17 protein-coding genes are annotated in these 23,377 nt (G+C 42.6%); 12 read left to right on the top strand and 5 right to left on the bottom strand.

The annotated features are described in order from the left end of the window. Window positions 1-20: 20 nt before the first annotated feature. From AC59IL_RS24600 to AC59IL_RS24560, 9 genes are all read left to right on the top strand, one after another. Window positions 21-923: an oxidoreductase gene (locus tag AC59IL_RS24600; RefSeq protein ID WP_496554860.1), complete on the top strand. Its 903-nt coding sequence runs from the start codon at window positions 21-23 to the stop codon at window positions 921-923. A 310-nt stretch (window positions 924-1,233) separates the two neighbouring features. Next, window positions 1,234-1,986: an SDR family oxidoreductase gene (locus AC59IL_RS24595; RefSeq protein ID WP_496554859.1), complete on the top strand. Its 753-nt coding sequence runs from the start codon at window positions 1,234-1,236 to the stop codon at window positions 1,984-1,986. A gap of 142 nt (window positions 1,987-2,128) precedes the next feature. Then, window positions 2,129-3,052 carry a helix-turn-helix domain-containing protein gene (locus AC59IL_RS24590; RefSeq protein WP_496554858.1) on the top strand — a complete coding sequence of 308 codons (924 nt, stop codon included), beginning with the start codon at window positions 2,129-2,131 and terminating at the stop codon, window positions 3,050-3,052. Window positions 3,053-3,155: 103 nt separating this feature from the next. Then, the gene (locus AC59IL_RS24585; protein WP_496554857.1) at window positions 3,156-3,893 is read left to right on the top strand and encodes an SDR family oxidoreductase; all 738 of its coding nucleotides are present in this window, start codon (window positions 3,156-3,158) and stop codon (window positions 3,891-3,893) included. A gap of 260 nt (window positions 3,894-4,153) precedes the next feature. Further along, complete coding sequence (locus AC59IL_RS24580; protein WP_496554856.1) at window positions 4,154-6,895, top strand: T9SS type B sorting domain-containing protein; 2,742 nt, start codon at window positions 4,154-4,156, stop codon at window positions 6,893-6,895. A gap of 292 nt (window positions 6,896-7,187) precedes the next feature. Further along, a complete protein-coding gene (locus tag AC59IL_RS24575) occupies window positions 7,188-7,757 on the top strand; it encodes an RNA polymerase sigma-70 factor (protein WP_496554855.1) in 570 nt (189 codons plus the stop codon). 50 nt (window positions 7,758-7,807) lie between these two features. Further along, window positions 7,808-8,785 (top strand): FecR family protein, encoded by a 978-nt coding sequence (locus AC59IL_RS24570; protein WP_496554854.1) that lies wholly within the window; start codon window positions 7,808-7,810, stop codon window positions 8,783-8,785. 6 nt (window positions 8,786-8,791) lie between these two features. Continuing rightward, window positions 8,792-11,326: a hypothetical protein gene (locus tag AC59IL_RS24565; protein WP_496554853.1), complete on the top strand. Its 2,535-nt coding sequence runs from the start codon at window positions 8,792-8,794 to the stop codon at window positions 11,324-11,326. An 84-nt stretch (window positions 11,327-11,410) separates the two neighbouring features. Further along, window positions 11,411-12,115: a hypothetical protein gene (locus tag AC59IL_RS24560; protein ID WP_496554852.1), complete on the top strand. Its 705-nt coding sequence runs from the start codon at window positions 11,411-11,413 to the stop codon at window positions 12,113-12,115. Window positions 12,116-12,177: 62 nt separating this feature from the next. Here the strand turns inward: AC59IL_RS24560 and lacZ are convergent, their stop codons facing one another. Then, a complete protein-coding gene (lacZ, locus tag AC59IL_RS24555) occupies window positions 12,178-15,336 on the bottom strand; it encodes a beta-galactosidase, LacZ type (protein WP_496554851.1) in 3,159 nt (1,052 codons plus the stop codon). A gap of 466 nt (window positions 15,337-15,802) precedes the next feature. On the opposite strand from lacZ, the gene AC59IL_RS24550 reads away from it, so the two are divergent. Together AC59IL_RS24550 and AC59IL_RS24545 are read left to right on the top strand one after the other, a co-directional pair. Further along, on the top strand, window positions 15,803-17,014 hold the full coding sequence (locus AC59IL_RS24550; RefSeq protein ID WP_496554850.1) for an FAD-dependent oxidoreductase: 1,212 nt from the start codon (window positions 15,803-15,805) through the stop codon (window positions 17,012-17,014). Between the two features lie 152 nt (window positions 17,015-17,166). Next, complete coding sequence (locus AC59IL_RS24545; RefSeq protein ID WP_496554849.1) at window positions 17,167-17,649, top strand: hypothetical protein; 483 nt, start codon at window positions 17,167-17,169, stop codon at window positions 17,647-17,649. Between the two features lie 970 nt (window positions 17,650-18,619). Here the strand turns inward: AC59IL_RS24545 and AC59IL_RS24540 are convergent. Next, a complete protein-coding gene (locus AC59IL_RS24540) occupies window positions 18,620-19,567 on the bottom strand; it encodes a class I SAM-dependent methyltransferase (protein WP_496554848.1) in 948 nt (315 codons plus the stop codon). 180 nt (window positions 19,568-19,747) lie between these two features. Here AC59IL_RS24540 and AC59IL_RS24535 point away from each other — a divergent pair, with 180 nt between their 5' ends. Next, entirely contained in the window at window positions 19,748-20,401 is a 654-nt protein-coding gene (locus tag AC59IL_RS24535) for a hypothetical protein (RefSeq protein ID WP_496554847.1), read from the top strand. 133 nt (window positions 20,402-20,534) lie between these two features. Here the strand turns inward: AC59IL_RS24535 and AC59IL_RS24530 are convergent, their stop codons facing one another. The 3 genes from AC59IL_RS24530 to AC59IL_RS24520 all read right to left on the bottom strand — a co-directional run bounded on the left by AC59IL_RS24530 (window position 20,535) and on the right by AC59IL_RS24520 (window position 23,349). Beyond that, the gene (locus tag AC59IL_RS24530) at window positions 20,535-21,746 is read right to left on the bottom strand and encodes an MDR family MFS transporter (protein WP_496554846.1); all 1,212 of its coding nucleotides are present in this window, start codon (window positions 21,744-21,746) and stop codon (window positions 20,535-20,537) included. A gap of 175 nt (window positions 21,747-21,921) precedes the next feature. Further along, window positions 21,922-22,656 (bottom strand): DUF4197 domain-containing protein, encoded by a 735-nt coding sequence (locus tag AC59IL_RS24525; protein ID WP_496554845.1) that lies wholly within the window; start codon window positions 22,654-22,656, stop codon window positions 21,922-21,924. 255 nt (window positions 22,657-22,911) lie between these two features. Beyond that, window positions 22,912-23,349, bottom strand: coding sequence for an acyl-CoA thioesterase (locus tag AC59IL_RS24520; RefSeq protein ID WP_496554844.1), 438 nt, complete (start codon window positions 23,347-23,349; stop codon window positions 22,912-22,914). Window positions 23,350-23,377 lie beyond the last annotated feature (28 nt).

The following is a 23,377-nucleotide window of genomic DNA, read 5'->3' as shown; positions in this document are numbered from 1 at the left end:
AATTTCGCTAAAAAGAATGTATGTGGACAAAAAATAATATCCCTGATTTAAGCGGTAAAATAGTAATTGTCACAGGTGCCAATACAGGTTTGGGGTTTGAAACAGCACTTGCCTTATATGAAAAAGGGGCACATGTAGTTTTGGCCTGTAGAGATTTACATAAAGCGCAGCAGGCAATTGCAAAAATAAACGAACATAAAGGGACTGGAATAGTAGAAGCGGCCAGACTTAGCCTGGAAAGCTTAAAGCAAATAAATGAATTCTCCGAAGCCTTTATCCAGAAATACCGGCAGCTTCACGTGTTAATCAATAACGCAGGCGTCGCCATGCCACCTGCATCTAAAACAAGCGAAGGCTACGAATTGCAATTCGGCGTAAATTTTCTGGGTCACTTTGCGCTCACTGGACTTTTATATCCTTTGCTTTTGACAACACCGAATTCCCGGATAGTAACAGTAAGCAGTAACGGATATCAAGGGGCAACCATTGATTTTGATAATTTAAGGTCGGAAAAAGATTATAATCCAATTAGGGAATATAGGCAAAGTAAATTGGCAAATTTGATCTTTTCAATTGAGTTGAATCGCAGAATAAAAGCAAAGGACCAGAAAATATTATCTATAGCTGCACAGCCTGGCGCCAATAAAACAGCATTGACCAGACATTTGAGTAAAGAAGAAATTGCTATTGGTAAAGAACGGCTCGGAGAATTTATGGAGCCGTGGCAGGGAGCCTTGTCGTTGATTTATGCAGCAGTTTTTGATGAATCAGTTGGAGGAAGTATGTACGAGCCAGAAAACAGTGGATTGAGAGGCTACCCAACTTTAGCCAATATACAGGAAAATGCAATGGACGAGGCTGTTGCTAAAAGGCTGTGGCATTTTGCAGAACAAGCAACGAGCATTCATTTCCCAGGTAGTTAGAGATGCCAGTTATAACGAAATTGAATAGGGGCATCTATATAACAGGGTTGAAATTATCCTATTAATAAGTTGGAATATTTTTTCAAACATAACTTAACTAAAACCGGTAGGAATGACTTTTTGACCTTTTCCCATGACCGGTTCGACCCGGAAATGTTTGAAGATTTTATAAACCGCCAATTCTAAATTGCCTGGCGCAACTTCAATTCTTAGAAATTTGTAACTCTTGCTATAATCCTTGTACGTTCAGGGGGTGGTTCATGATCCAACTTTGTGTTGTCAACAAAAATAACTAAACAAACAAAGTTTTATGAACTCACTAAAAAACAAAGTAGCATTAATTACAGGTTCAGCCAGAGGTTTGGGCAAAGCCATTGCAGAGCGTTATGCAGCACTGGGTGCAGACATTGTTATTAACTATTCCCGCGATAAAGCATCTGCCGAAGAAGTAGAAAGCAGTATTAAAGCAATGGGAGCAAGAGTAATTTCAATACAGGCCGATGTAAGTAAAGTAGCCGATATCAAACGCCTTTTTGCCGAAGCAAAAAAAGCATTTGGAAAAATTGACATCATTGTAGCCAACGCCGGTATTGAAATGGTAGAAACCCCCGTAACTCAATTTACCGAAGAACAATTCGACAGACTGTTTTCTATCAATACCAAAGGAGCTTATTTTACCATGCAGCAGGCAGCCTTGAATGTTGAAGACAACGGTCGCATTATTTACATAGCCAGCAGCACTACCGCATTCCCTGTGCCCGGTATGGCCGTTTATGGCGGTAGCAAAACCACTCCACGCTACCTGGTAAATGTTCTTGCACAGGAAATCGGTCATCGTGGTGTAACAGTTAATTCAATCATTCCTTTTGCCGTAGACCATTCAGGAATTTTTGCAGAACCCGGAAGTTATCCCGAACTGAGAAAATCATTGTTAGCAAGCTGCCCTATGGGACGTTTGGCCGAAGTAGAAGACGTAGCCAACATTGCAGAGTTTTTTGCCAGCGGCCTTTCTTCCTTCGTTAACGGTCAGCATTTACTGGTAAATGGCGGCGCTAACCAGTAAGGTATTAAGCACCAGGTTGTAAGTAGTAAAGAGTAAGTATTTAATTCAGGTTACAGGTTATAGATTACAGAACTCATTTCCTGTAATCTGTAACCTGAATCATGTTCTTTTTACCTTAATACTTATTACTTACTTTCGGGATATGTCATCGAAAAGTCTTTATATTGAAACCCTGAACGAACTGTATGAGCTGATGGGGCTTTCTAACAGCCCGATTGATTCAAGCTCTGGTTTCACCATTGTTTATCTACAGGATCATTTTAAAGAATTTCCTGTTTCCTCCATTCCTTACCGGCCGAATTTCTTCAGCTTTCTTTTTATTAAAGATGCCTTTGGTAATTACACCATCGACGATCTTCATTTTACAATGGGGCCGCAAACAGTATACTTTACGAATCCCGGTAATTTTCGCAAATTTGAATGGCACAAAATTACCGATGCCTGCCTGATCGTTTTCAATGAATCTTATTTAAAAGAACAGGTGCATCCCGACATATACCGTGATTTTTCTTTTCTACTTACCGAAATAGTTGAACCAAGGGTACTAAAACCCGAACAATTCCAGGTGATAGAAGAACTGTATCGTTTTATTTACTGCGAACACCATGGCAGGTCTCCCTATAAGAATAAATTAATTGGCAGCCTGGTAGTGTCGCTTCTGCTAAAAATAAAAGAGTTTTTCTTCCAGGACTACAACCCTATTTACGAAGGAAACCGGAGCTCGCAAATTGTAAAAACATTCAAAAAAAACCTTGAACAGCATTTCAGAGATCTTGCCAACGGTAAAACCGACATCCAATTGCGCGTACAGGATTATGCCGATAAACAGTTTCTTCATGTAAACTACCTTTCCAGCGTAATCAGCAGTAAAACCGGCAAATCTATCAGTACCTGGATTGCAGATAAAACCATTGCCGAAGCCAAAGTAATGCTACAGGATAAAGATTTGAGCATTAAAGAAATTGCCGGCAGGCTCGGCTTCCTGGAAGCCTCGCATTTCAGCAATTATTTCAAAAAACACACTTCCCAAAGCCCGGCAGAATACCGCAAACAACTCGTTCAATAGTCAATCTTAGAAATTTGTAACTCTTGCTATAATCTTTGTACGTATGAAGGCCTGTTCATAAGCCACCTTTGTGTTATCAATTAAACAATAAAAACAAAGTTTTATGAGCACATTAAACAACAAAGTAGTACTTGTAACAGGCGCTTCAAGAGGTATCGGTGCAGCCGTAGCAAAAAAATTAGCCAGCCAGGGAGCCAAAGTAATTATTAACTACGCTGGCGCACAGACCGAAGCCGATAAAACCGTTCAGGAAATTAAAGCCAGTGGTGGCGATGCCATTGCACTGAAAGCTGATGTAAGCAAAGCCGCCGAAGTAGCCACCCTGTTCAATGAAGCCATTGCACACTATGGCCGGATAGATGTATTGATCAATAATGCCGGCATCATGATCACCAAATTGCTGAAAGACACTACCGATGATGATTTTACCCGCCAGTTTGAAGTGAATGTTCGCGGTACCTTCAATACTCTAAGGGAGGCAGCCACTAAACTGGCGAACGGAGGTACCATCATTAACTTTTCTTCCAGCACTACGCGTATGATGTTGCCCACTTACGGTACCTATGTAGGCACCAAAGGAGCCGTGGAACAAATGACCCGTGTATTTGCGAAAGAAATAGGCCGGGGCATCAGTGTGAATGCCGTGCTCCCTGGCCCCACTAACACCGAACTGTTTACCAACGGTAAATCAAAGGAAATAATCGATCGGCTGGCTTCGCTTAATGCCTTTAATCGCATAGGCGAACCGGAAGATATTGCCAATGTAGTTGCCTTCCTTGCCAGCAACGATGCAAAATGGATCAGCGGACAAACCATTGGTGTAAATGGCGCCATGGCATAAAACGCCTAACAGCCGCCCCGACGAACAAGAAACCTATAAAAAAGACTTAGGTTAAGAGGAAATTTGATTTTTATGATCTGGCACGTATATTTAAACTTTAACAACCATACTGGATGAGATTGATTCGTAACCTGCGGTTATTCCTGAGATTTTCTTTGTTTTGTTTTTGCGTCCTCCTGAGCATACGTTCAAATTCACAAGTATGTACAACAGAAGTTTACACAAATAGCTTCGATCTGGGTCCTCCTAACGGAGAATTTTTGCTACCACTGCCTGGCGGAGGGACAATTTTTGGCGGACGCGATTTTTACGACTGGACCCAGGTTGGAATTGTCAAAACCACCCCTGCAGGTAATATTGTATTTAACAAACGAATCGAAGGTTTTGAAACTTCTAACCGGTCAGTAGCCTGTTTAACCAACGATAAAAATGTTCTTATTGGCGCACGCACAGGTTTGGTGCTGGTTGATACAAACGGTGTTATTCTAAAATCCGCAGTTACTAATGTGAATGTTGGAGTTATTAGCGATCTTAAAACAGACACAAGTGGAAATATATACGCATTATATGAAGCAACAGGCGCGATGCCCCAACAACGGTGGGTAGTAACCAAAATCACCCCCGATCTCTCAACCGTGCTTTGGTCAGCAGCATTCGGAACAGATTACGCACCATTGTACAGTAGTATTTTGGTGGACGGGGACCGCGTATTTGCAGTCGGTAGTTTCCCTACGGCTCAGGGTAGTAATTCTGTTGGATCTGTGCTTTGTTTCAACGCCAATAATGGCTCACTGTTAAAACAGATTGCGCTTACGGTGAACGGGTATGAATGTTCCTGGAAAACGATGCACAGAACAGATAACGATTACCTGCTTGAAGGATTTTTTATCCCCTACGGTCAGTCATATTTTCTCTATAACCACATTATCGTTCGTTTAACTGATTCATTGCAACCGGTTAAAGGAGCGCGAGTCACCACTTTGTATAACACAGATCCCTTATTTATTAAACCAGATGACCAGGGTGGATTTTATGCCTGCGAAGGATCGGCCGGGATCACTTTCTTTCATTGTGACCGCCAGGATTCGGTAACCTGGGGCAGATATTCTGTAAATAATCTTAGGGGGGTAGGCGCTTTTGCAATGTCTGCAACCAATCTCTATGCAGTTGAAAAATATTGCTACAGCCTGTTGAAAGCTGATTTAAATGGTTTTGCCGGTGGTTGTAGTGAAGGAAATGTAAACATCAGCACCGTACCGGTTACTCCGGCCCTGGTAAATAAGTCCCTCAATCCTGTGCCGGGTTTGGTTTCAATTACTAATGCAGTCAACACGGTATCTGATAAGACGTTTACCATTTGGCAGACATGTAAAGCAACGAGCAGTTGTTCTTTTTTGAAACTGATCGGCCCGGCTGCAGTTTGTACAAATGGTACACCTGTTATCTTCAAAGGCCGGCGAGATCAAAATTGCCGATTGCCGGTCCTGTGGAAGATGAATGGTTCACCAGCGGACATTAGCCGTTTTAACGATAGCACCCTCTCTGTGCGATTTCAAACAAGTGGTCACTACCAACTTATTGCATCCCTTCCTACTCCTTGTGATGAAGTTATTGCAGACACACTGAATATTGATGTTACGATGTTTGTTCAAACAGCGTTAGATCTTGGCCCTGATAGGGAACTATGCACAGGTAATACGATAGTATTGAATGCACACAAAGGTTATTTTTCGTATACATGGCAGGACAGTTCGGCAGATTCTGTTTTTAATGTAACCAGTCCCGGACTTTATTATGTAACAACAACCGATGCCTGTGGCGGCGTTTATAAAGATTCGGTAACGATCAGCGCTGCTCCCCCCATTCCTTTCGATGTTGGTTCCAATCGCACCAAATGCAACAATGACACTGTACGGCTTTCGGCGCCATCAGGGTTCATAAACTATTCATGGTCGCCTACATACAACATTTCAAGTACCACCGCATCGGATGTAACGGTTAATCCTCTTGTAGATACTTCTTACTATGTTAAAGCAGAGAAGACTCCAGGGTGTTTTGCATTTGATACTATTCGCGTTAACGTTTATCATTCTGCCGCCATTAATCTTGGCGCCAACCAGAGTTTCTGTAGTGGCGATTCAACTTTGCTCGATGCGGGAGCTGGATTTAGTTCTTATTTGTGGAATGGTGTAAGCGGATCACAGTACAAATTTGTTTACTCAACTGGTGAATATAGCGTTATAGGAATTACTTCGGAAGGATGTCGTTCGTATGATACGGTTCTAACCAATGTCTGGTCGCTGCCACAGGTGGATCTCGATCACAACAATGAACTCTGTGTCGGTACTACAAGAATATTGAACCCGGGCAGTTTTTCTTCATATCAGTGGCAGGATGGTAGTACCAATTCAACCTTTACGGTCAAAGATACAGGAACATATTATGTGCAGGTAACGGATAGCCATAATTGTGTAAGCAGCGATACAACCCTCATTACCAAAATCCTTGCCTTACCGCACGATTTTTTACCACCCGATACGGCGATCTGCACTTACAGTAAGATGACACTCCAGTCATCGCAGCGCTTTTCTTCCTATTTATGGTACAATGGAAGTAGGGCAACAAACATCACAGTGGATAAACCGGGTAGTTATTGGCTGGAAGTCGTTGATGGAAACAATTGTATAGGTCGCGATAGTATTATAGTCAGCCCCAGGCCGTGTATGATGGGTGTATACATTCCTTCGGCATTCACACCTAATAAAGATTACAGGAACGATATCTTCAGGGCGATGGTCTTTGGTACGGTGAAAAAATTCGAGCTTTCCGTATACAACCGTTGGGGGCAATGTGTTTTTTATACTGCGGATTACAGCAAAGGATGGGATGGTAGTATGAATGGGGTGGAACAACTATCGGGTGCCTACGTGTGGACCTGCCGCTACCTGCTCGAGGGCGGGCAAGAGACTTTTGATAAAGGAACCGTAATGCTTATTCGATGACCACCGGCTAAAATATAAAAAGCTTTTGGCTTAAGCCAGGGGCTTTTTAGGTCGGTAGGCGGGGGCACAAGTTATTTTCTTTGATCCAATAGCGTACTCGTAATATTTGGATATTGCATAGAGTTGATTATATATATAAGCCTCTGTATATACAAACTTAATTATAGAATCTCTACGACTAAAAATAAATTCTTTAGGGCTTTCAAACGTTCAAACAAATTGCCCGGTCTTTCGTTTTTAGGTGCGTATAACGCAGTGGCGTATACTCATGATAAAAACAAAAACCTTTCTTGTGAATCGAGACGATCTTTATGGGCAGTTCAAACAATTATTCAGGACACTCTATGATCCGCTAAGCAAGTATGCCTATACGCTGGTGCAGGACCATGATGTGGCCGAGGATATAGTACAGGAAATTTTCATCCGTATCTGGGAAAAACACCAGGATGTTATTCAATCACCACAAGTACGCCCCTATTTGTACAGGGCAGTGCGAAATGTCTGTTTCAACCACCTCGGCGCTCAAAAACGAATGCCGGTCTCCAGCCTTTCCGATACAGAGCTGGCTGATTCAGCTATTATTACCTGGACAGTATCAGAAGAACCTGATGATTCAGCAATACCCAATTACAGGGAGTTGCTGAAAAAAGGCATTGAGCAGTTGCCGGAAAAATGCCGGGAGGTTTTTCTGTTGAGCAGAACCGGAAACCTCAGCAACCAGGAAATTGCCGACAACCTCGGCATTTCCATTAAAACCGTCAACAATCAAACATGGAAGGCCATGAAATTGCTGAAAGCATTTGTGCGCAAGGCCAAAAGCTGGCTGTGGCCATTCATCACCTATTTTTTTACCAGATTCTGACCAATACAATAGGAGTTTTTTAAAATTCCCTGTACTATTAATAACGCGATATGATAGAAATACCTGAACATATATTATTGCTGATTGAAAAACAATTGAAAGACCAACCCGGCGAAGCGGAAACGGAACAATTGCAACAATGGCGTTCAGCCAATCCGGCACATGAAACCGTTTTCCGCCAACTGGAAAAAATATGGCAGGAATCGGGAACCATATTACAGGAAACCGTATACGATGCAGAAAGGGCCTGGGATAAAGTAGATCACCGGCTTGAACAGGGAAATAAGAAAGGCGCCATTCGCCTCATGACCAAACTGGCCATGGCTGCCTGCATTGCCGGTATTCTTTTCATAGGCGGCTGGATGCTTTTTCACAAAGAAGTCCCTGCCCTACGATTGGTACAGGCCGCACAAATAAATACACCGGTCACACTGCCCGACGGATCGCAGGTAGTATTGCGTAAAGGGGCCACGCTTTCCTTTCCGGAAAAATTTACCGGTAACGAACGCGCTGTATCGTTAACCGGTGAAGCCTGGTTCAATGTGCAGCACGACAAAGCGCATCCTTTCCGCATTCAAACCCTCAGGGCTATGCTCGAAGTGCTGGGTACTTCATTTACTATTAGCACAAACGATCAACAGGATGAACTGGTGGTCACTTCAGGGAAAGTGTTGTTCACCAATAAAGCGGCCAAATCAGAAAAACAGATCATTTATCCCAATCAAACCAGTGTATTAAATGCAAAAGGGTTTGAAACCAAAACGCTAACAGACCCCAACTTCCTTTCCTGGAAAACGGGCCTGCTAACATTTGACAATACGCCCATCGATCGGGTGGCTACAGCCCTGGCGAATCACTATAAAGTATTTATTAAACCAGACAGCGGGTTGATGAAATTGCCGGTAACACCTACCATTACGGCAAAATTCAATCAGCAACCTGTTGAAACGGTGTTGGAAGATATCAAACTGCTTGCTGACATCAGTCACCGCAAACAAAACGATACTATTGTATTATTTAAACAGTAAGACCTGATGCAGCGTGTATTACTGGTTGTTGTTTGTACGCTGTTGTTTACAGGCAGTATGGCACAGCAACGGTTATTAAGAACAAAATTTATTTGCAAAGCATCGGCAGGAACCGCTCCCGAGCTGCTGCATGAACTGGTTTCCTATTGCGGAATAAATATTGAATATTCACCAACCAGTTTAGATAATTCCCAACGGATCAGCTTAACCGCAGGCGAAACAACCATTGGTGCAGTGCTGAATAAAATACTAAATGCACAACGGGTCACTGTTATTGAGCGAAACGATAGGATCATCATTGCCGCCGCCACTACCCCTTTGCCACCAGGCGCTTTGCTCGGGCATTTTGTATTATTTGGATTCGTTCAACAAGGAGGCAGTCTGGAACCATTGCCATTTGCCTCTATGCGGGAGCTATCAGGCGGCGCCGGGTGTGAATCAAATATAGCAGGTTTTTATACCATGAATCTGCCAGCCGGTGTACACCGCTTCGAAGTGTCGTTCACCGGTTTTACTACACGCATCATAGAAGTAGATATTCAACAAAACACCCGTTTAAATCTGGTGCTTTCCCCGGGGGTTTTACCTGAAGTACAGGTTAGCACCGGGAATACATTGAAACGGGATGCAGGCAGCAACCTCGACAAAGAACAAACCGGTATGTACAGCAATATGCTGGGTGAAACGGATCCGGTACGCGCTGTTTATCTGTTACCGGGCAATACGGAGAGTCAGGAAACAGGTGGTCAACTAATAGTGCGTGGTGGTGAACCGGGACAAAGTCTTTTTTTGCTGGATGGCAACCCCGTATTTAATCCCGCTCACTTGCTGGGTGAAATTTCCATTGTAAATAATACCAGTATAAAATCAGTAAAGCAATATAAAAATGATTTTCCCGGCAGTTTCAGCAACGGCATTTCCGCCATTACCGCCATTCACACCAAAGATGGCAATATGGAACACTGGAGCGGCGAAGCGGAGGCTGGATTAAGTTCAGTCGCCCTTACGATTGAAGGACCATTATCCGAAAAGCGTACCGCACTGATGTTTTCAGCCCGGCGCAGTTTGGGCGATGCTGCTAATAAAGATCTGTTAGCCTATGACGCCTTGTTTACCGATCTGCATTTGAAACTCACCAATCAACTCAATAAAAACAACAAGTTATCGATCAGCGGATATACCGGTGATGATCGCCTGCAGCTAACGCAGGATAATTCCGACTATTTGCAAACATGGCGCAACGGATTATTTACGGTTAACTGGGACCTGGTGACCGGAAGGCGTTCCTTCGTTAATACGGCTTTGAACATAAGCACCTTTGACAATTATGTGGCATTGAAATATAAAATGAACAATGCCGGCACCATGCCCCTGTATCAGAACACGGTTTTCAATAACTATGCCTCGGGCCGGCGCTATGAAGCAAAAACAACTATTGAAATAACTGCTAATTCCGGTTTGCAATTCCTTTTTGGCGGAAACTATGAGCATGTTGAGATATTGCCCTATAGCACACTTGTTACCCCGGAATTTGTAGAAGATAAAGAACGCTATGCCGCCATGCCTGCGCTGCCGTATGATAATTTCGGTATCTGGTACGAAAATGCGATCCGCATTTGCAATAACCTGCTGATACGGCCAGGTGTGCATGTGAATGCCTATACAACCAACGGGTACAACAACCAGTCGGTTCAACCCCGGTTCTTTGCCAGTTACCGGCTTAACAACAACAACCAGCTCAGTATTTCGTATTCGCATATGGGTCAGGCATTGAACCAGATTACCAGTCCTTACCCGGGCATTAACCGGGAGATCTGGCTGCCCGCCAACAAACGGTTTCAACCGGCTTTGAGCAAAATGGTCAATCTCGGTTATCAATATAAAAACAGCCACCTTATTAATTTATCCCTCGATATGTATTACAAGACCATTGAGCATGTAGTGAATTTTTCAGAGACGGCCAATGTGCTTTTTTACAATAACTCCATAGAAAACAAATTCATTGAAGGCAAGGGATCGGGTTACGGAACAGAACTGGTAATGGAGCGGAAATTCAAAAAATGGAAAACGTTGTTGTCCTATACGCTGTCGTGGAGCTGGCGGCAGTTCGATAGTGTACATAATGGCGCCAAACAACCCTACCGGTACGACCGGCGGCATAATATGAACTGGTTGTTCAGCTATCAGCCAGATGCCCAATTTGAGATCAGTTTGCTATGGCATTTTCATACCGGCGACTGGATAACCATTCCAGCCCTTATTCCGTCGAACCCGGAGGAAAGCATGAACAAAAGCTCCTCTACTTTTACACCTTATCGCGGCAAAGTCTTTAACCGCGTGAATATAAATGCTACACGTTATTTTAAACCCTGGAAGCGATTCAACCATAAGGTGAACGCCGGCATTCATATTATGGACCACCCCGCAGATGCATACACTACCCGGTTTTCGACTCCCGACAATACTAATTATAATGTAGACCTGTTTTCCGACCAGCTGTTCAAGTACAGTGTGTATATTTCTTATAATATAAGTTTCTAACAGGTTTAGAAATATTTTTATTTTTTTGGCTGCCCCATAGGAATTTTTGAAAAAGCCAGGTTGTACAGGTATAAATAGTAAAACATGACAACAAGAAACCTGGTGTTGATACTTTTCTCATTAGTACTTTTTTATGCCTGTAGTAAAAACAATAATCCGGATAATTCACCCACCAACCCCGGCGGCAATCCAACAAACAATAATTCCAGACCATTACTTATAGATGACCTGGTGTTATATACCAGCGATGGCGCTCACCGCGACCAACAAATGATCAAAGACTTTGTAGCCCGCAACTTTCCCGATCATGTGAACAAGTTTTATTATGGCCAGTCAACCGTCACTGATCATTTTATCAGCACAAACCTTGTTTTCCTTGACAACAATAAAGTAAAGTTAAAGGACACGCTCATGGAGATCGTCAGCAAAACCGATACGGAAATGCTGTTGTCGCCCATGGATTCAACCAATATGCCTGGCAAGGAAAGCGAGTTCTTTGGCCATTGTATGTTGTTGCATGAACAGGTTCCGCAATACAATCCCTATTCAATTTGCAATAAGGCCGGCGGCAATTGCAAAAAGTACCGCAAGATTTATCCGGTCATCATTTCCAATGGAGCATATTATTTGCCTATCCTTAATTATGCGGTGGTGAGTAATTGTAGTATTTTATTTTATAATTCCGCTCCTATGCCCAATTATTTTAATAAGGAAATTATGAATGGTATGCTCCGCGATAAAGATTCAGTAGTGGTGCAGGTTGCGAGGTTGCAGGTGGGGAAACAGTAAAGGGATGAATATGGAGGTTGACTGGATTAAACGCAGCTAATCCAGTCAATCCTACTCGCTGATTAAAATGGTTCTATGATGTAACTAAAGCGGTAATCGCCGTAAGGAAGCAGATAAGGCTGCATGGGCATGGCCCCCCAGCTATCGATACCTCCTACCCCCATTTGTTTTAAGTCGATATTGAGCTGGGTCTGTGATCTTTTCTGCAAATCCGCTGCATGACGCTGATTACTGTTCATGCCATTGTCGAGTTCACTGTCGAAATAGTGAAGGGCGCTCATGCTTAACAGTAAGTCGGAGTGGATGAACAGCCCTTTCCCTTTGGCATTGGTGATCCTGTACCAGCGGACATCGGTTTTATTGCCGGTTTCCTGCGGTATCACGTAATGAAAGTATTGTTCATCGACCGTTTGCTTATACAATCCGACATGCGCACTGAAATGCCTGTCCTGGTAGTTTTCCTGTGGCCCTCTGCCATAGTATTCTACCTGGTTGAATCCCGGCGGTAAAATCCATTGCATACCGAACCTTGGCATAACGGCCATCTTTACTGCAGCATCCTTATTGACTTCAATCCATTGCTCTACTTTTATCTTACCCGCTGCATTCATAGTATAATTGATCTGCAGGATAGCCTGCACGGAAGGAAGCTGGTAGGTTACGTTCACTGTTGCCAAACCATTGCGAATGGTATCCTGAAAAGAAAGGAGCACCTGCTTCATAGTAGCTTCTTTCCACGCCTGCAGTTTTTGTGGTGTTTTGGCGCCATAGTCGTTATCGGTGGGGGCACGCCAGAAGTTGGGTTTGGTTTCGGTTGAATCCAGCATAGGAATTCCTTTATAACTGTACCGGCAAATCGCTCCCGTGGCTTTATCGAACATGATGGTAGCCTTGCTGCTGTTGAACTGCAATTTTCCAGGATATTCTTGCCTGGAAATATTCCCCTCGTTTTGAATAACTATAGCAGGTAGCGGCCCCGCATGGATAAGCAGTTGTTCCGTTGCCACTATATGACCTGCCGGAATGAGCGGTTGTGCCTGTTTTGTGCGATAGACCAGGTTCAGGAACACTTCACCATCGGTAATCTTTTTATAAGGCAGGTACATGGTAACCGACTGCTGCGGCAGCACCTCGATATGGGCTATTTCGCCTGCTTGTTGCCGTTTGCCATTTACAACCAGTTCCCATTGCAGACTTATATTGGAAAGGTCAGTGAAGAATTTTTCATTGTAAATGGAAATGGAGTCATCTGCCGCCAGGCTCGTATGAATATCCTGGTAAACCTTTTTCATTTCCCAGGCATGGGGGTAAGGCGTGCGGTTGGCGTAAAAAACACCCTTGGCTGAATGGTTATTGGCAGTGACGGCCTCTGCAGACTCATAATCGCCACCATAGGTGTATACGGTATCGCCTTTGCTGTTGACCCGCTGAAAACACTGATCTGCAAAATCCCATATATACCCGCCCTGGAATATGTTCCTGTGGTTTCGGATCACCTGCCAGTAATCGGTAAAGTTGCCGAGTGAATTGCCCATGGCATGAGCATACTCAACCATAATGAAGGGGCGTGTTGGTTGGGGATTGTTCTTTGCATATTCGAGCAACGCGGCCGGTGTAGGATACATTGGGTTGATAACGTCTGAATTCCATTCCCAAATATACCGATGGTAGTCGGCCACCGCCCTTTCGTATTGAACGGGCCGGCTATTGTCGCGCTGTTTCATCCACAAATAGCAATTGTAAAAATTATACCCATTGCCCGCTTCATTGCCCATGCTCCAAATGATGATCGAGGGATGGTTCTTGTCTCTTTCCATCATTCTTTGTACACGCAGCAGGTGGGCTTTCAACCAGGTGGGCCGGTTGCCCATTGTACGGGTAATATCATAGCCCATGCCATGCGATTCAATGTTTGCTTCATCAACAACATACAAACCATACTGATCGCACAGCTCCAGCCAGGTTTCGCTGTTGGGATAGTGGCTCGTTCTTACTGCATTGATGTTGTATTGTTTCATCAACTGTATGTCTTTGATCATGGCTTCGCGTGAAATGACCTGGCCTGTTTGCGGATCTGTTTCATGCCTGTTCACTCCTTTAATAAGAATAGGACGTCCGTTTACGAGCAGCAATCCGTTCTTTATTTCAATTTTGCGAAAGCCTACCTGCTGCCTGGTCATTTCAAGCAACTGGTTGTTGGCATTCCTGATCCTGATCTGTGCCTGGTATAGCGTGGGCGATTCTGCCGTCCATAATGCAGGGGCTGTTACCGGCAGGTTCAATGAAAGCCTTGCCGAATCGAAAAAGCCCTCCTGTGTAACGATAACCTGGTTGTCTTTCAACAGTGTTATTTCCGCTTTCATTCCTTTTTCAGGCGCCCGGTTCAGCAGGCAATTCACCTGCAGGATGGCGTTCTTATAAGAATTGTCAAGCCCTGGTTTCAGTTCAAGATCATACAGGTGAACGGGGTTCCTCGCTACCAGGAAGCAACTGCGCGTGATGCCGCTGAGCCGCCACATGTCCTGATCTTCGATATAATTAGCATCGCACCATCGCATCACCTTGAGTGTGATCAGGTTCTTACCTTTTTGCAGATACGGCGTGATGTCGAATTCAGAAGGCAGTTTACTATCTTCCCCATAACCTGCATATTGACCGTTTACCCAAACCGACAGATTCGATTTGGCGGCACCGATATGCAGCACCACTTGTTTGCCATCCCAATCGTGTGGAATCATCACTTCCCGCCGGTAAATGGCAGTAGGATCAAAGCTGAGCGGAACGGCCGGTGGGTCAAGCCGCTGCATGAGGTACCTGAATTCAAACCCTGAGGTGGTATAGATGGGGAATCCATACCCGTTCATTTCCCAGTTGGCCGGCACATTGAATAAGGGCCATTGGCTATCGTTGAAGCTGTTTGTTTCAAATCCTTCGGGAAGATCAGCAGGGCGATCAACGTATTTGAACCGCCAGGCCCCATCAAGGGTCTGGTAGTTTTTTGATTGATGCCAGTCGCCTTTGGCTGCTACCGTTTCATTTTCGTATACATAGAAACTGGCATGCATCGACAGGCGGTTCTGTTCAATGATGGTTTCATCGAGCCAGGGCACACCGGCACAGGCAGAAGTAGTGTCATAGGGGTGCAAAGTTTGGCTCGATTGAGGGGATGCAGTTAACTTACCAAGCAGGAGAATGACAAGTAAAAAAAATATGGCTTTCAATTCTTTATTATTTATTGAAGAATGAATTAAAGGGAATACCTCGCAATCGTCATTGCCGAACAGGACAAAAATAGAGGAGATAAAACTGAGGGGGGGTGGGCTTTTCAACCAAAAAAGAGGGTAGAAATGTCCAATTCATCCTGTAGTCAATGATAAATAAAGTATCTGCCAACCACTAATCAGAAAATAATTTAAATCACTTTTTTTCTAAAAAAACTATATTTGCCCATATTGTATTATCTAAATCTCTGTAGATAATCCTACGTCTTCCGTGACGATGTTTTAGCAAATCTTTTTGCAGGCAAAAACGGCTATCATAATCTAAAAGATCATGTTATGCCTTTATATGCCTTTATTTTTTTTAGACAAAAAGTTCCTCCATAATTATTCTGCCAATCACAAAAGTCAAACTGCTTAATCTTAGCGGTAAGCTCAATTACTCACAAAAAAATACGTACAAAATAAAATGACAATAATAATTATTGGCGCAGGTATTGGAGGATTATGTCTTGCACAGATGTTGAAGATGAATGGAATAAATGTTCAGGTTTTTGAACGGGATGCGACTGCTTTTGACAGGCCGCAGGGCTATCGTCTTCACCTTGATGCTGATGGTATTTCAGCTATTCGGGAATCATTACCTGAAAAACTATTCGAATTGTTCGAACTGACATCAACAAATCCATTGCCCTATACAACAATTTTGGATACGGCTTTAAAATTGAAGAAACGATATCCCATCGATGAATATAGTAAGACAGAACACCATATTGAAACGGGAATTGCCAGACACCTCAATGTAAACAGAGCAACATTAAGGGAAACATTACTGATCGGACTAGATGATATCTGCCATTATGGAGCTAAATTAGACCATTATGAAGCTGATGAGAAAGGAATAACAGCATTTTTTGAAGATGGAAGAATTATAAAAGGAGATTTATTGGTTGGTGCTGATGGAGCAGGTTCTGTCGTAAGAAAACAAAGAGCCCCTGAAGCAAAAATTATGGACTCCGGTGCCAGAGCCATCTATGGACGTATTAAATTAGAAGTTGCAGGAAAAGTATTGCCACAGCTATGTATTGCAGACGTTTTCACTGCTGCCTCAGATACCCGTAAATTGATCTTAGGTGTAGGACCAGTCATTTTTCCAGTACGTCCGGAATCTGCAGCTCAGGTTTTGGGTCTTAACATGACACTGAACGAACAGCACGATTATGTAGGCTGTATTATTTCGGGACGTAAAGAATTTTTTGGTTCTGACGATACAGAAATAAGAAAGAAAACAAGCGATGAGTTGCAACAAATGGCCATTGAACTTTTAAGTGACTGGCCAGGCGAAGCATCATCTGTTCCGGCAGCCGGTGAAAAAGGTTCCTTTTTTTATATTGAAATGAACTCCAGCATTCCCTTTGATCTAAAACCTCATCATAATGTTACCCTTTTGGGAGATGCCATTCATAATATGACACCCAGTTTGGGAAGAGGCGCCAATGTAGCCCTAAAGGATGCAGTGCTTCTTGGCAAAGAACTTATTCAGGTAGCCTTAGGAAAAAAAGAGTTAGTCAATTCTTTGGCAGACTATGAGAAGGAAATGACTGAATATGGCTTCAATGTTGTTCGTCACTCAGCCGAACAGGGAACAAAGCTATTAGGACAAGACCCGCTGACTGATTAAGGGGGAAATGAACCTGCTAATCAACGTTTGAATTATAATTTGAAAAATGATTTCATGATCGTACAGCTTTTGCTGTACGATCATTTTCAAATATAACTCGAAACTAAAAACGCAATGATTAACAACTTATCAAATCAAAACACAATTATAATATGCACGAATGGAATGATTTTTTTGTAGCCATTGCAAGTGCGGCAGCCGCTTTGACAGGATTAATTTTTGTCGGAATCTCCATTAGTCTGACAAAAATACTATCATCATCAGCGCTTCCTAACCGGGCATTGGTTTCTTTAATTTTATTACTCTCCATCTTAATTTTCGCCATACTTCAACTTGTACCCCGGGAAACACTTACTTTAATTGGCTACGAGCTTGTTGTTCTTGGATTTATCGTTTGGACAATAGTACTAAAAATTGACTTGAAAATATATCGACAAAAAGAAAAGAAATATAAACGACATTATCTCTTCAACTTGTTTTTCGACCAACTTGCAATTATTCCATATATCATTGGAGGAATTTGTATTTTATACATTGGCGAAATCGGACTTTATTGGTTAGTGCCCGCCATTGTTTTATCATTTATTAAAGCCGTTTTAGACGCCTGGGTTTTACTTGTAGAAATTAACCGATGATTATAAGAAAATCAAAACCAGTTGGGTGGAAGATAGCCTACAATACGGTATTATCAGTTTCGGGATTACAAAAATTCGATGAAACATAAAACAGGATATTTCATTTTAATAATTATCGATTAATCAATCATAGGTAAGGGTCTCACTGGTTTTATTCTACGGTGGATTTTATACCATGTGTAAAGCGTGGCTACTTCGTCAAATTCCTTAGTTCTGTGCTCGAAAGGACCAAACTTATCTTTAAATTTTGACAGGCATTTTTCAGCCTCACTGCTTCCTGATACGTAAGCCCAGAAAAGCCGGCGTTCTACTTCAAGGATTTTACTGTAATCATGAGGCTTTAGACGTGCGTACTCGACAAGTACATTTTGTATCTGAGAGGGTGAGTATTTCAGCAGATCGGTTCGGTAAACTGTACTGTCGACCCATTCTTTTCCGTTGTAATAAAGCTTTTCAAATTTGAATGTGGTTGACACAAGTTCCATATTGGTGCCAATCGGTAGCCATGAGAGTCGCTGAACAATAATGGTATCGTTGTCCTGAAAGACTTTACAGGTTCCCGGGCCGTCCCACGAATAAAAAAAAATTGTTGGCCGCAGCGATACAATATAGCCCTGGAGTAGGTCGTGTCGTTGTTTTCTATTTTAATAACTCCGCGCCACCCAAACTGTTGGCCATTTTTGAAATAAAATTTTATTTGGGGGGCACCCCGGAAAACGTACTGTTTTTTGGGACAATTGCAGGATTGTTTATTAATCTGCCCATAAGTAGTGTGAACAAATACAAGTAATGGAAGAACTTGCAGAAGCCATTTTATAGGAATGATGTTTATGTTTCCCTGGTAAAAATAATTTAATTTTATTGTATAAGATATTCAAAATGGCTTTAATGAATAAACTTATTCGTGGCGGCATTTTTTTACACTACCATTCACTGATAAATTTGATAGCCGTTAACTAAACATTTGCATTTACTTCCAGATCTTAAAACAATACCTGAACAGCTTGCCCTCAAAATCAAAAGGCGTGGTAGCGCGGGTGATATCTTTTATATCGGTTGCATTGATATTTTCTTTATCCAGTTCAAATTTGCGGTAATTGGTGCTGAAATAAATGACGCCGCCGGGGCTTACGGCATGCAATGTTTTATTCAACAGATCGGCATGATCGCGCTGGATATCGAGAAAATCTTTCATGCGTTTACTGTTGCTGAAAGTGGGCGGGTCCATAACTACCAGGTCGAATGATGCAGGCGGTAATGTATCGAGGTACTGCTTTACATCGGCATGAATAAAATGATGTTTTTTTTCATCGAAGAACTGATTTAACCGCATATTATCTTCGGCCCATTGCAAATACGTTTTCGATAAGTCGACCGAAGTAACGTTGGCGGCGCCGCCTGCAGCGGCATACACCGAAAAAGAACCCGTATAACAAAACAGGTTCAAAACTCTTTTGTTATTGGCTTCATCCCGCACCATACCACGCGTAATACGATGATCGAGAAATAAACCGGTATCGAGATAGTCAGATAAATTCACTTTAAATTTCAACCCTGCTTCTTCAACCACAAAAAATTCTTCTTCGGTTGCTACCCGCTGGTATTGCCCCAACCTGCCCGGCTTGCGTTTACGCTCTTTGATGTACACATTATCAACCGGCACTTCAAGCACTTCGCAAATGAGCACAATGCAGGCTTCGAGCCAGGCTTCATGTTCTGCCTCGGCCATTTCAAATTTCCGTTTGTATTCGGCCAGGTATAATTTATCGCCGTATTTTTCAATGCACATGGCAAACTCGGGCAAATCGTGATCATAAATACGATAACAGCCAATGCCCTGCCGCCGCGCCTGTTTACCAATATGCCGGTACACCTTTGTTAACCGGTTACGAAACATTTCAAATTTCTCAGCGCCCATAGCCCCAAAAGTAATATTGAATAATGAATTTTGAATGATGTAATTGGATTAACCTTCCTGGTCAGCCCACCCGCGCCGTACCATGAGCATGCGGGCTATATTATAATAAGTTTAACAAGGTATGTCATGTAGCTGTTGCAACGGAATGTCCGTTTACAATGTCATGCTTAAAAACCGGCCATGAGAAAGAACCTTATTGCTCATTTTTTCATCTTATCCTGTATTTCGTTTGCCTTTTGTAAAAAGGCTGCAGACATAACCGATAGTACTGAAAATCAGCAACAGGAAGATAAAGCCAAATCTTTTTTAAATGATGTCAAATCCGATAATCCTGGTGATTATTATATCTCCGGCGAGTTTGACGGGCATAAAATTTATCTTGCTTCAACTTTAGGTGAGTACTATCCATACAATGATACCGGAATGAATGCCCTGTATTTGAATGATTCGATTAAGCTGGACAATATACACCTCGTACGGGAAAACAGAGATATGACAGCTATGCTGGCCATTTATTTTGATCAGGCTAATATTTTCAAACGATCGTTCCCATACGTTTTACCGCATCCCAATCTTGCTCAGTGCGAGGCGGCGCAGATGGAATTGATCAATATGAAAAAGCTGGGAACCACCACCCAGGGCTCTGCTACAGACGACTTTTCATTTTTCGGGCATTCCAATGAAAATATAAAAGTTCAGGTTACCAGCTTTGAAAATAATATTATGGAGGGAACCTTTGAGGGTTCGTTATCAACCAAAACAGGTTCAACCCTTAAAGTAAAAAACGGAAAGTATCGCATAAAGATTTTAGTGGTTAATATGGGTAATAAATAGTTCCCGTTTAGGGTACCGGTAATTTCTGTGTCAACGTGCCTGTTGTGGTAAATACCTGCATTACGTAACACCCGCAGCAGCCTGGCTAAAAAATAATAGCAATGCCCCAAACCTGGAAGTGAGAACTCAGAACTTAAAACTTAGAACTTACAACTTTATTCAGCCACACAAACCCAATCATAGTTGCAAAAGAGGTTGCTCCAAGCACCCACCAAAGCACATGAAAACCGTAGTGTTCGGCAATTAACGCACCCAGCAAAGGGCCGCCGGTTTGTGCTATCGACCAGGCAATGGAATACAGCCCTGCATATTGCCCGCGGTTGTGATCGGCGCTGCGCGCGGTCCAGAACGTACTCATAAAAGGCAATGAAAATATTTCCCCTATGGTCATAACCACCATCATCAATAAGGCCATTACATGATTGATGTGAAATACATTCAGCATAATATAGGCAATGCCCACCAGCGTAACGCCTCGTGAAATATAAAACAGGTTCGACCGTCGCCCCTCGAGCTTAAATATGAGCACCATTTCAATAATCACAATCATAATGCCGTTCAATGCGCCGATCATGCCAATAAACCGTTCGTTAAAATGCAGTTCAATTTTGTAATAGGCATTCAGGTTAGTAAATAACTGAAAAAAGCAGGCGGCAAAAAGTATGGTCAATAAAATAAACCACAGGAATACTTTATCGCGATAGGGTGAATGCAATGGATCAGCTGCTGTTTTTTTCATTGGCAGTGTAACCTGCTTCGATGGCCGTAAAAAATACCACATCAGTAAGGCAGCGGCAATATTGGTAGCGCCATCTACCCAAAACAACAATTCATAATTAATGGCAGCCAGCATGCCGCCAATAGCACTTCCTACCGCCCAGCCTAAATTAACGGCTAACCGGTTCAGCGCATAGGAACGGGTACGGGTACCTTCTTTACTATAGGCAACAATGGCAGTAGAGTTGGCCGGCCTGAAGGCATCATTTACCATACTCAGCAAATAGGTAAACAAACAAATGAGTGGAAATTGCTTCATTTGTCCCAGCACCATAAACAAAATACCGCCCCCGATCAATGTAATCAGTTGCACCGGATAATACCCGATGCGGTCGGTTAACTTACCACCCAAAAAACCGCCTGTAACAGAACCCAGCCCAAATAACGCCATTACAATACCGGCATCCCCAATGCTGTAGCCCATGGAAGAACTGGTTAAATAAATGGTCATAAACGGTAATACCATGGTACCGCTTCGGTTCACCAGCATTACCACCGACAACAACCATGTAGAGGGTCCTAACCCGCTATACGCGTTTTTGTATAAGGAAAAAGTTTTCGTGATCATGCGACGGTTGGTTGAAAGAAGTCGGAAAGTCCGGAAGTCAGAAAGTCCGAAAGAATCTACGTTCCTGAATGTTTTTCTTTCGGACTTAAAAGAGTCTTTCCGACTCAATAAAAAAAGAATCCCCCAAATGTGGGGGATGCAATTTATAATAAATCTCTAAGCAGGAGACGAAATATTAGCTACCGAACACTTTTTTCAATATATCGGTAACGCGGGCTGCAGGATCTTTACGTATTTTCTGTTCTTCCTGAGCAACCTGGTAAAACATACCTCCCAGCGATTTTTCGGTAACATAACCCGCTAAATCGGGGTTTATTTTATTAAAAGTTGTGGGTAGTTTGTTGTAGGCGTCAAACACTGTTTTCCAGTATGAGGTGGCTGCCGTTTTTTGCAAGGCGCTGTCAATTACCGGACGGAATGCAGTAGTGAGGGCTGATACTGTTTTACCACGCAGATAACCGGTAGCAGCCGTATCACTTCCTTTTAAAATGCTCATAGCATCCGAGAAACTCATGCTTTTTACGGCATTCACAAAAATAGGCGCCGCTGATTTGCTGGCTTCCTCTGCGGCCCGGTTCATCGATAAAATAGCATTATCTACCAGTTTGCCCATACCTACGCTTCGCAGGGTGCTTTCAACTTTCTTTGCTTCGGGAGGCATCAGCACTTTAATAGCGGCATTGGCAAAAAAGCCATCTACTGCCGACAATTTATTGGCACTGTTTTGTGCGCCAACCGACAACGCTTCTTTTAAGCCGGCTACAATATCGTCATTGCTTAATGATGAACTTCCACCTTTTGCCTTGTTCAATAATCCGCTCGCTTTTTTCAGCAATCCGCCACCGGAAGTGCTTTGTGCAAAAGAAACAACACTTGTAAGTAGTAACAGGGGTAATACGATCCGTTTCATCTGGAAATTTTTTGGTTTTTTAGCTAAGAGATTAAAGGAGTAAAAAAGAAAAAAGAGAACCCTTTTTAATAATTCAGTTTTATTTTATTCGGGGCAATTCACAAGTTTAAATAAATAGAAATAACTCCTTTTCCTCTTTTGCTCTTTGATGCTCTTAGCCCTACTGGATTTACGGGCGCTGCCGCCCTGTTTATTAATAAATATAATTTAGCTAAAGTAACGTGTTAAATGGTAAAAAGTTGTTAAGTACAGTCGTTATTTATCCCATTCAAAATTCTCAGCTTTTGGCATTTGCTCAAATACGTGTTTTATTATATCCGGAGGGGCGGTAAGCTTACGCTGCAAAACATCGATCCAGGCCCCATCTACCGTTAAAACAGCTGCAATTTCATTGCCATTTTTCATAATACGATGTTGAATACTCCACCTCGACAAATCGGTTCGCGATTTTAACAATTGTACGTCGATAGTTATTTTATCGCCAAAACGAATCTCTTTTTTAAACACGCATTCTTCCCTGAATAATATAGGGCCAACATGATTTTTGGCCAAAACTGCAGATGTTAACCCGTATTCTTCCAGAAAAGTTATACGCATAAAAGCGCCATAATCGTAATATACGGAATGGCGCATATGAAAGTTGGGATCAAGGTCACTCCAGCGCACCTCAACAGGTTTTACATACGAATCCATAACTTTTTTAAATTTTGATTGCCCAAAA

It is taken from the genome of Niastella sp. sgz303648 (genome assembly GCF_059587045.1).
This window is presented reverse-complemented; position numbering and strand designations above follow the sequence as displayed.

Bases quoted from the DNA above. Each gene is read 5' to 3' on its own strand.
- AC59IL_RS24600 (WP_496554860.1), top strand. From the start codon at position 21: ATGTGGACAAAAAATAATATCCCTGATTTAAGCGGTAAAATAGTAATT.
- AC59IL_RS24595 (WP_496554859.1), top strand. From the start codon at position 1,234: ATGAACTCACTAAAAAACAAAGTAGCATTAATTACAGGTTCAGCCAGA.
- AC59IL_RS24590 (WP_496554858.1), top strand. From the start codon at position 2,129: ATGTCATCGAAAAGTCTTTATATTGAAACCCTGAACGAACTGTATGAG.
- AC59IL_RS24585 (WP_496554857.1), top strand. From the start codon at position 3,156: ATGAGCACATTAAACAACAAAGTAGTACTTGTAACAGGCGCTTCAAGA.
- AC59IL_RS24570 (WP_496554854.1), top strand. From the start codon at position 7,808: ATGATAGAAATACCTGAACATATATTATTGCTGATTGAAAAACAATTG.
- AC59IL_RS24565 (WP_496554853.1), top strand. From the start codon at position 8,792: ATGCAGCGTGTATTACTGGTTGTTGTTTGTACGCTGTTGTTTACAGGC.
- AC59IL_RS24560 (WP_496554852.1), top strand. From the start codon at position 11,411: ATGACAACAAGAAACCTGGTGTTGATACTTTTCTCATTAGTACTTTTT.
- AC59IL_RS24550 (WP_496554850.1), top strand. From the start codon at position 15,803: ATGACAATAATAATTATTGGCGCAGGTATTGGAGGATTATGTCTTGCA.
- AC59IL_RS24545 (WP_496554849.1), top strand. From the start codon at position 17,167: ATGCACGAATGGAATGATTTTTTTGTAGCCATTGCAAGTGCGGCAGCC.
- AC59IL_RS24540 (WP_496554848.1), bottom strand. From the start codon at position 19,567: ATGGGCGCTGAGAAATTTGAAATGTTTCGTAACCGGTTAACAAAGGTG.
- AC59IL_RS24535 (WP_496554847.1), top strand. From the start codon at position 19,748: ATGAGAAAGAACCTTATTGCTCATTTTTTCATCTTATCCTGTATTTCG.
- AC59IL_RS24530 (WP_496554846.1), bottom strand. From the start codon at position 21,746: ATGATCACGAAAACTTTTTCCTTATACAAAAACGCGTATAGCGGGTTA.
- AC59IL_RS24525 (WP_496554845.1), bottom strand. From the start codon at position 22,656: ATGAAACGGATCGTATTACCCCTGTTACTACTTACAAGTGTTGTTTCT.
- AC59IL_RS24520 (WP_496554844.1), bottom strand. From the start codon at position 23,349: ATGGATTCGTATGTAAAACCTGTTGAGGTGCGCTGGAGTGACCTTGAT.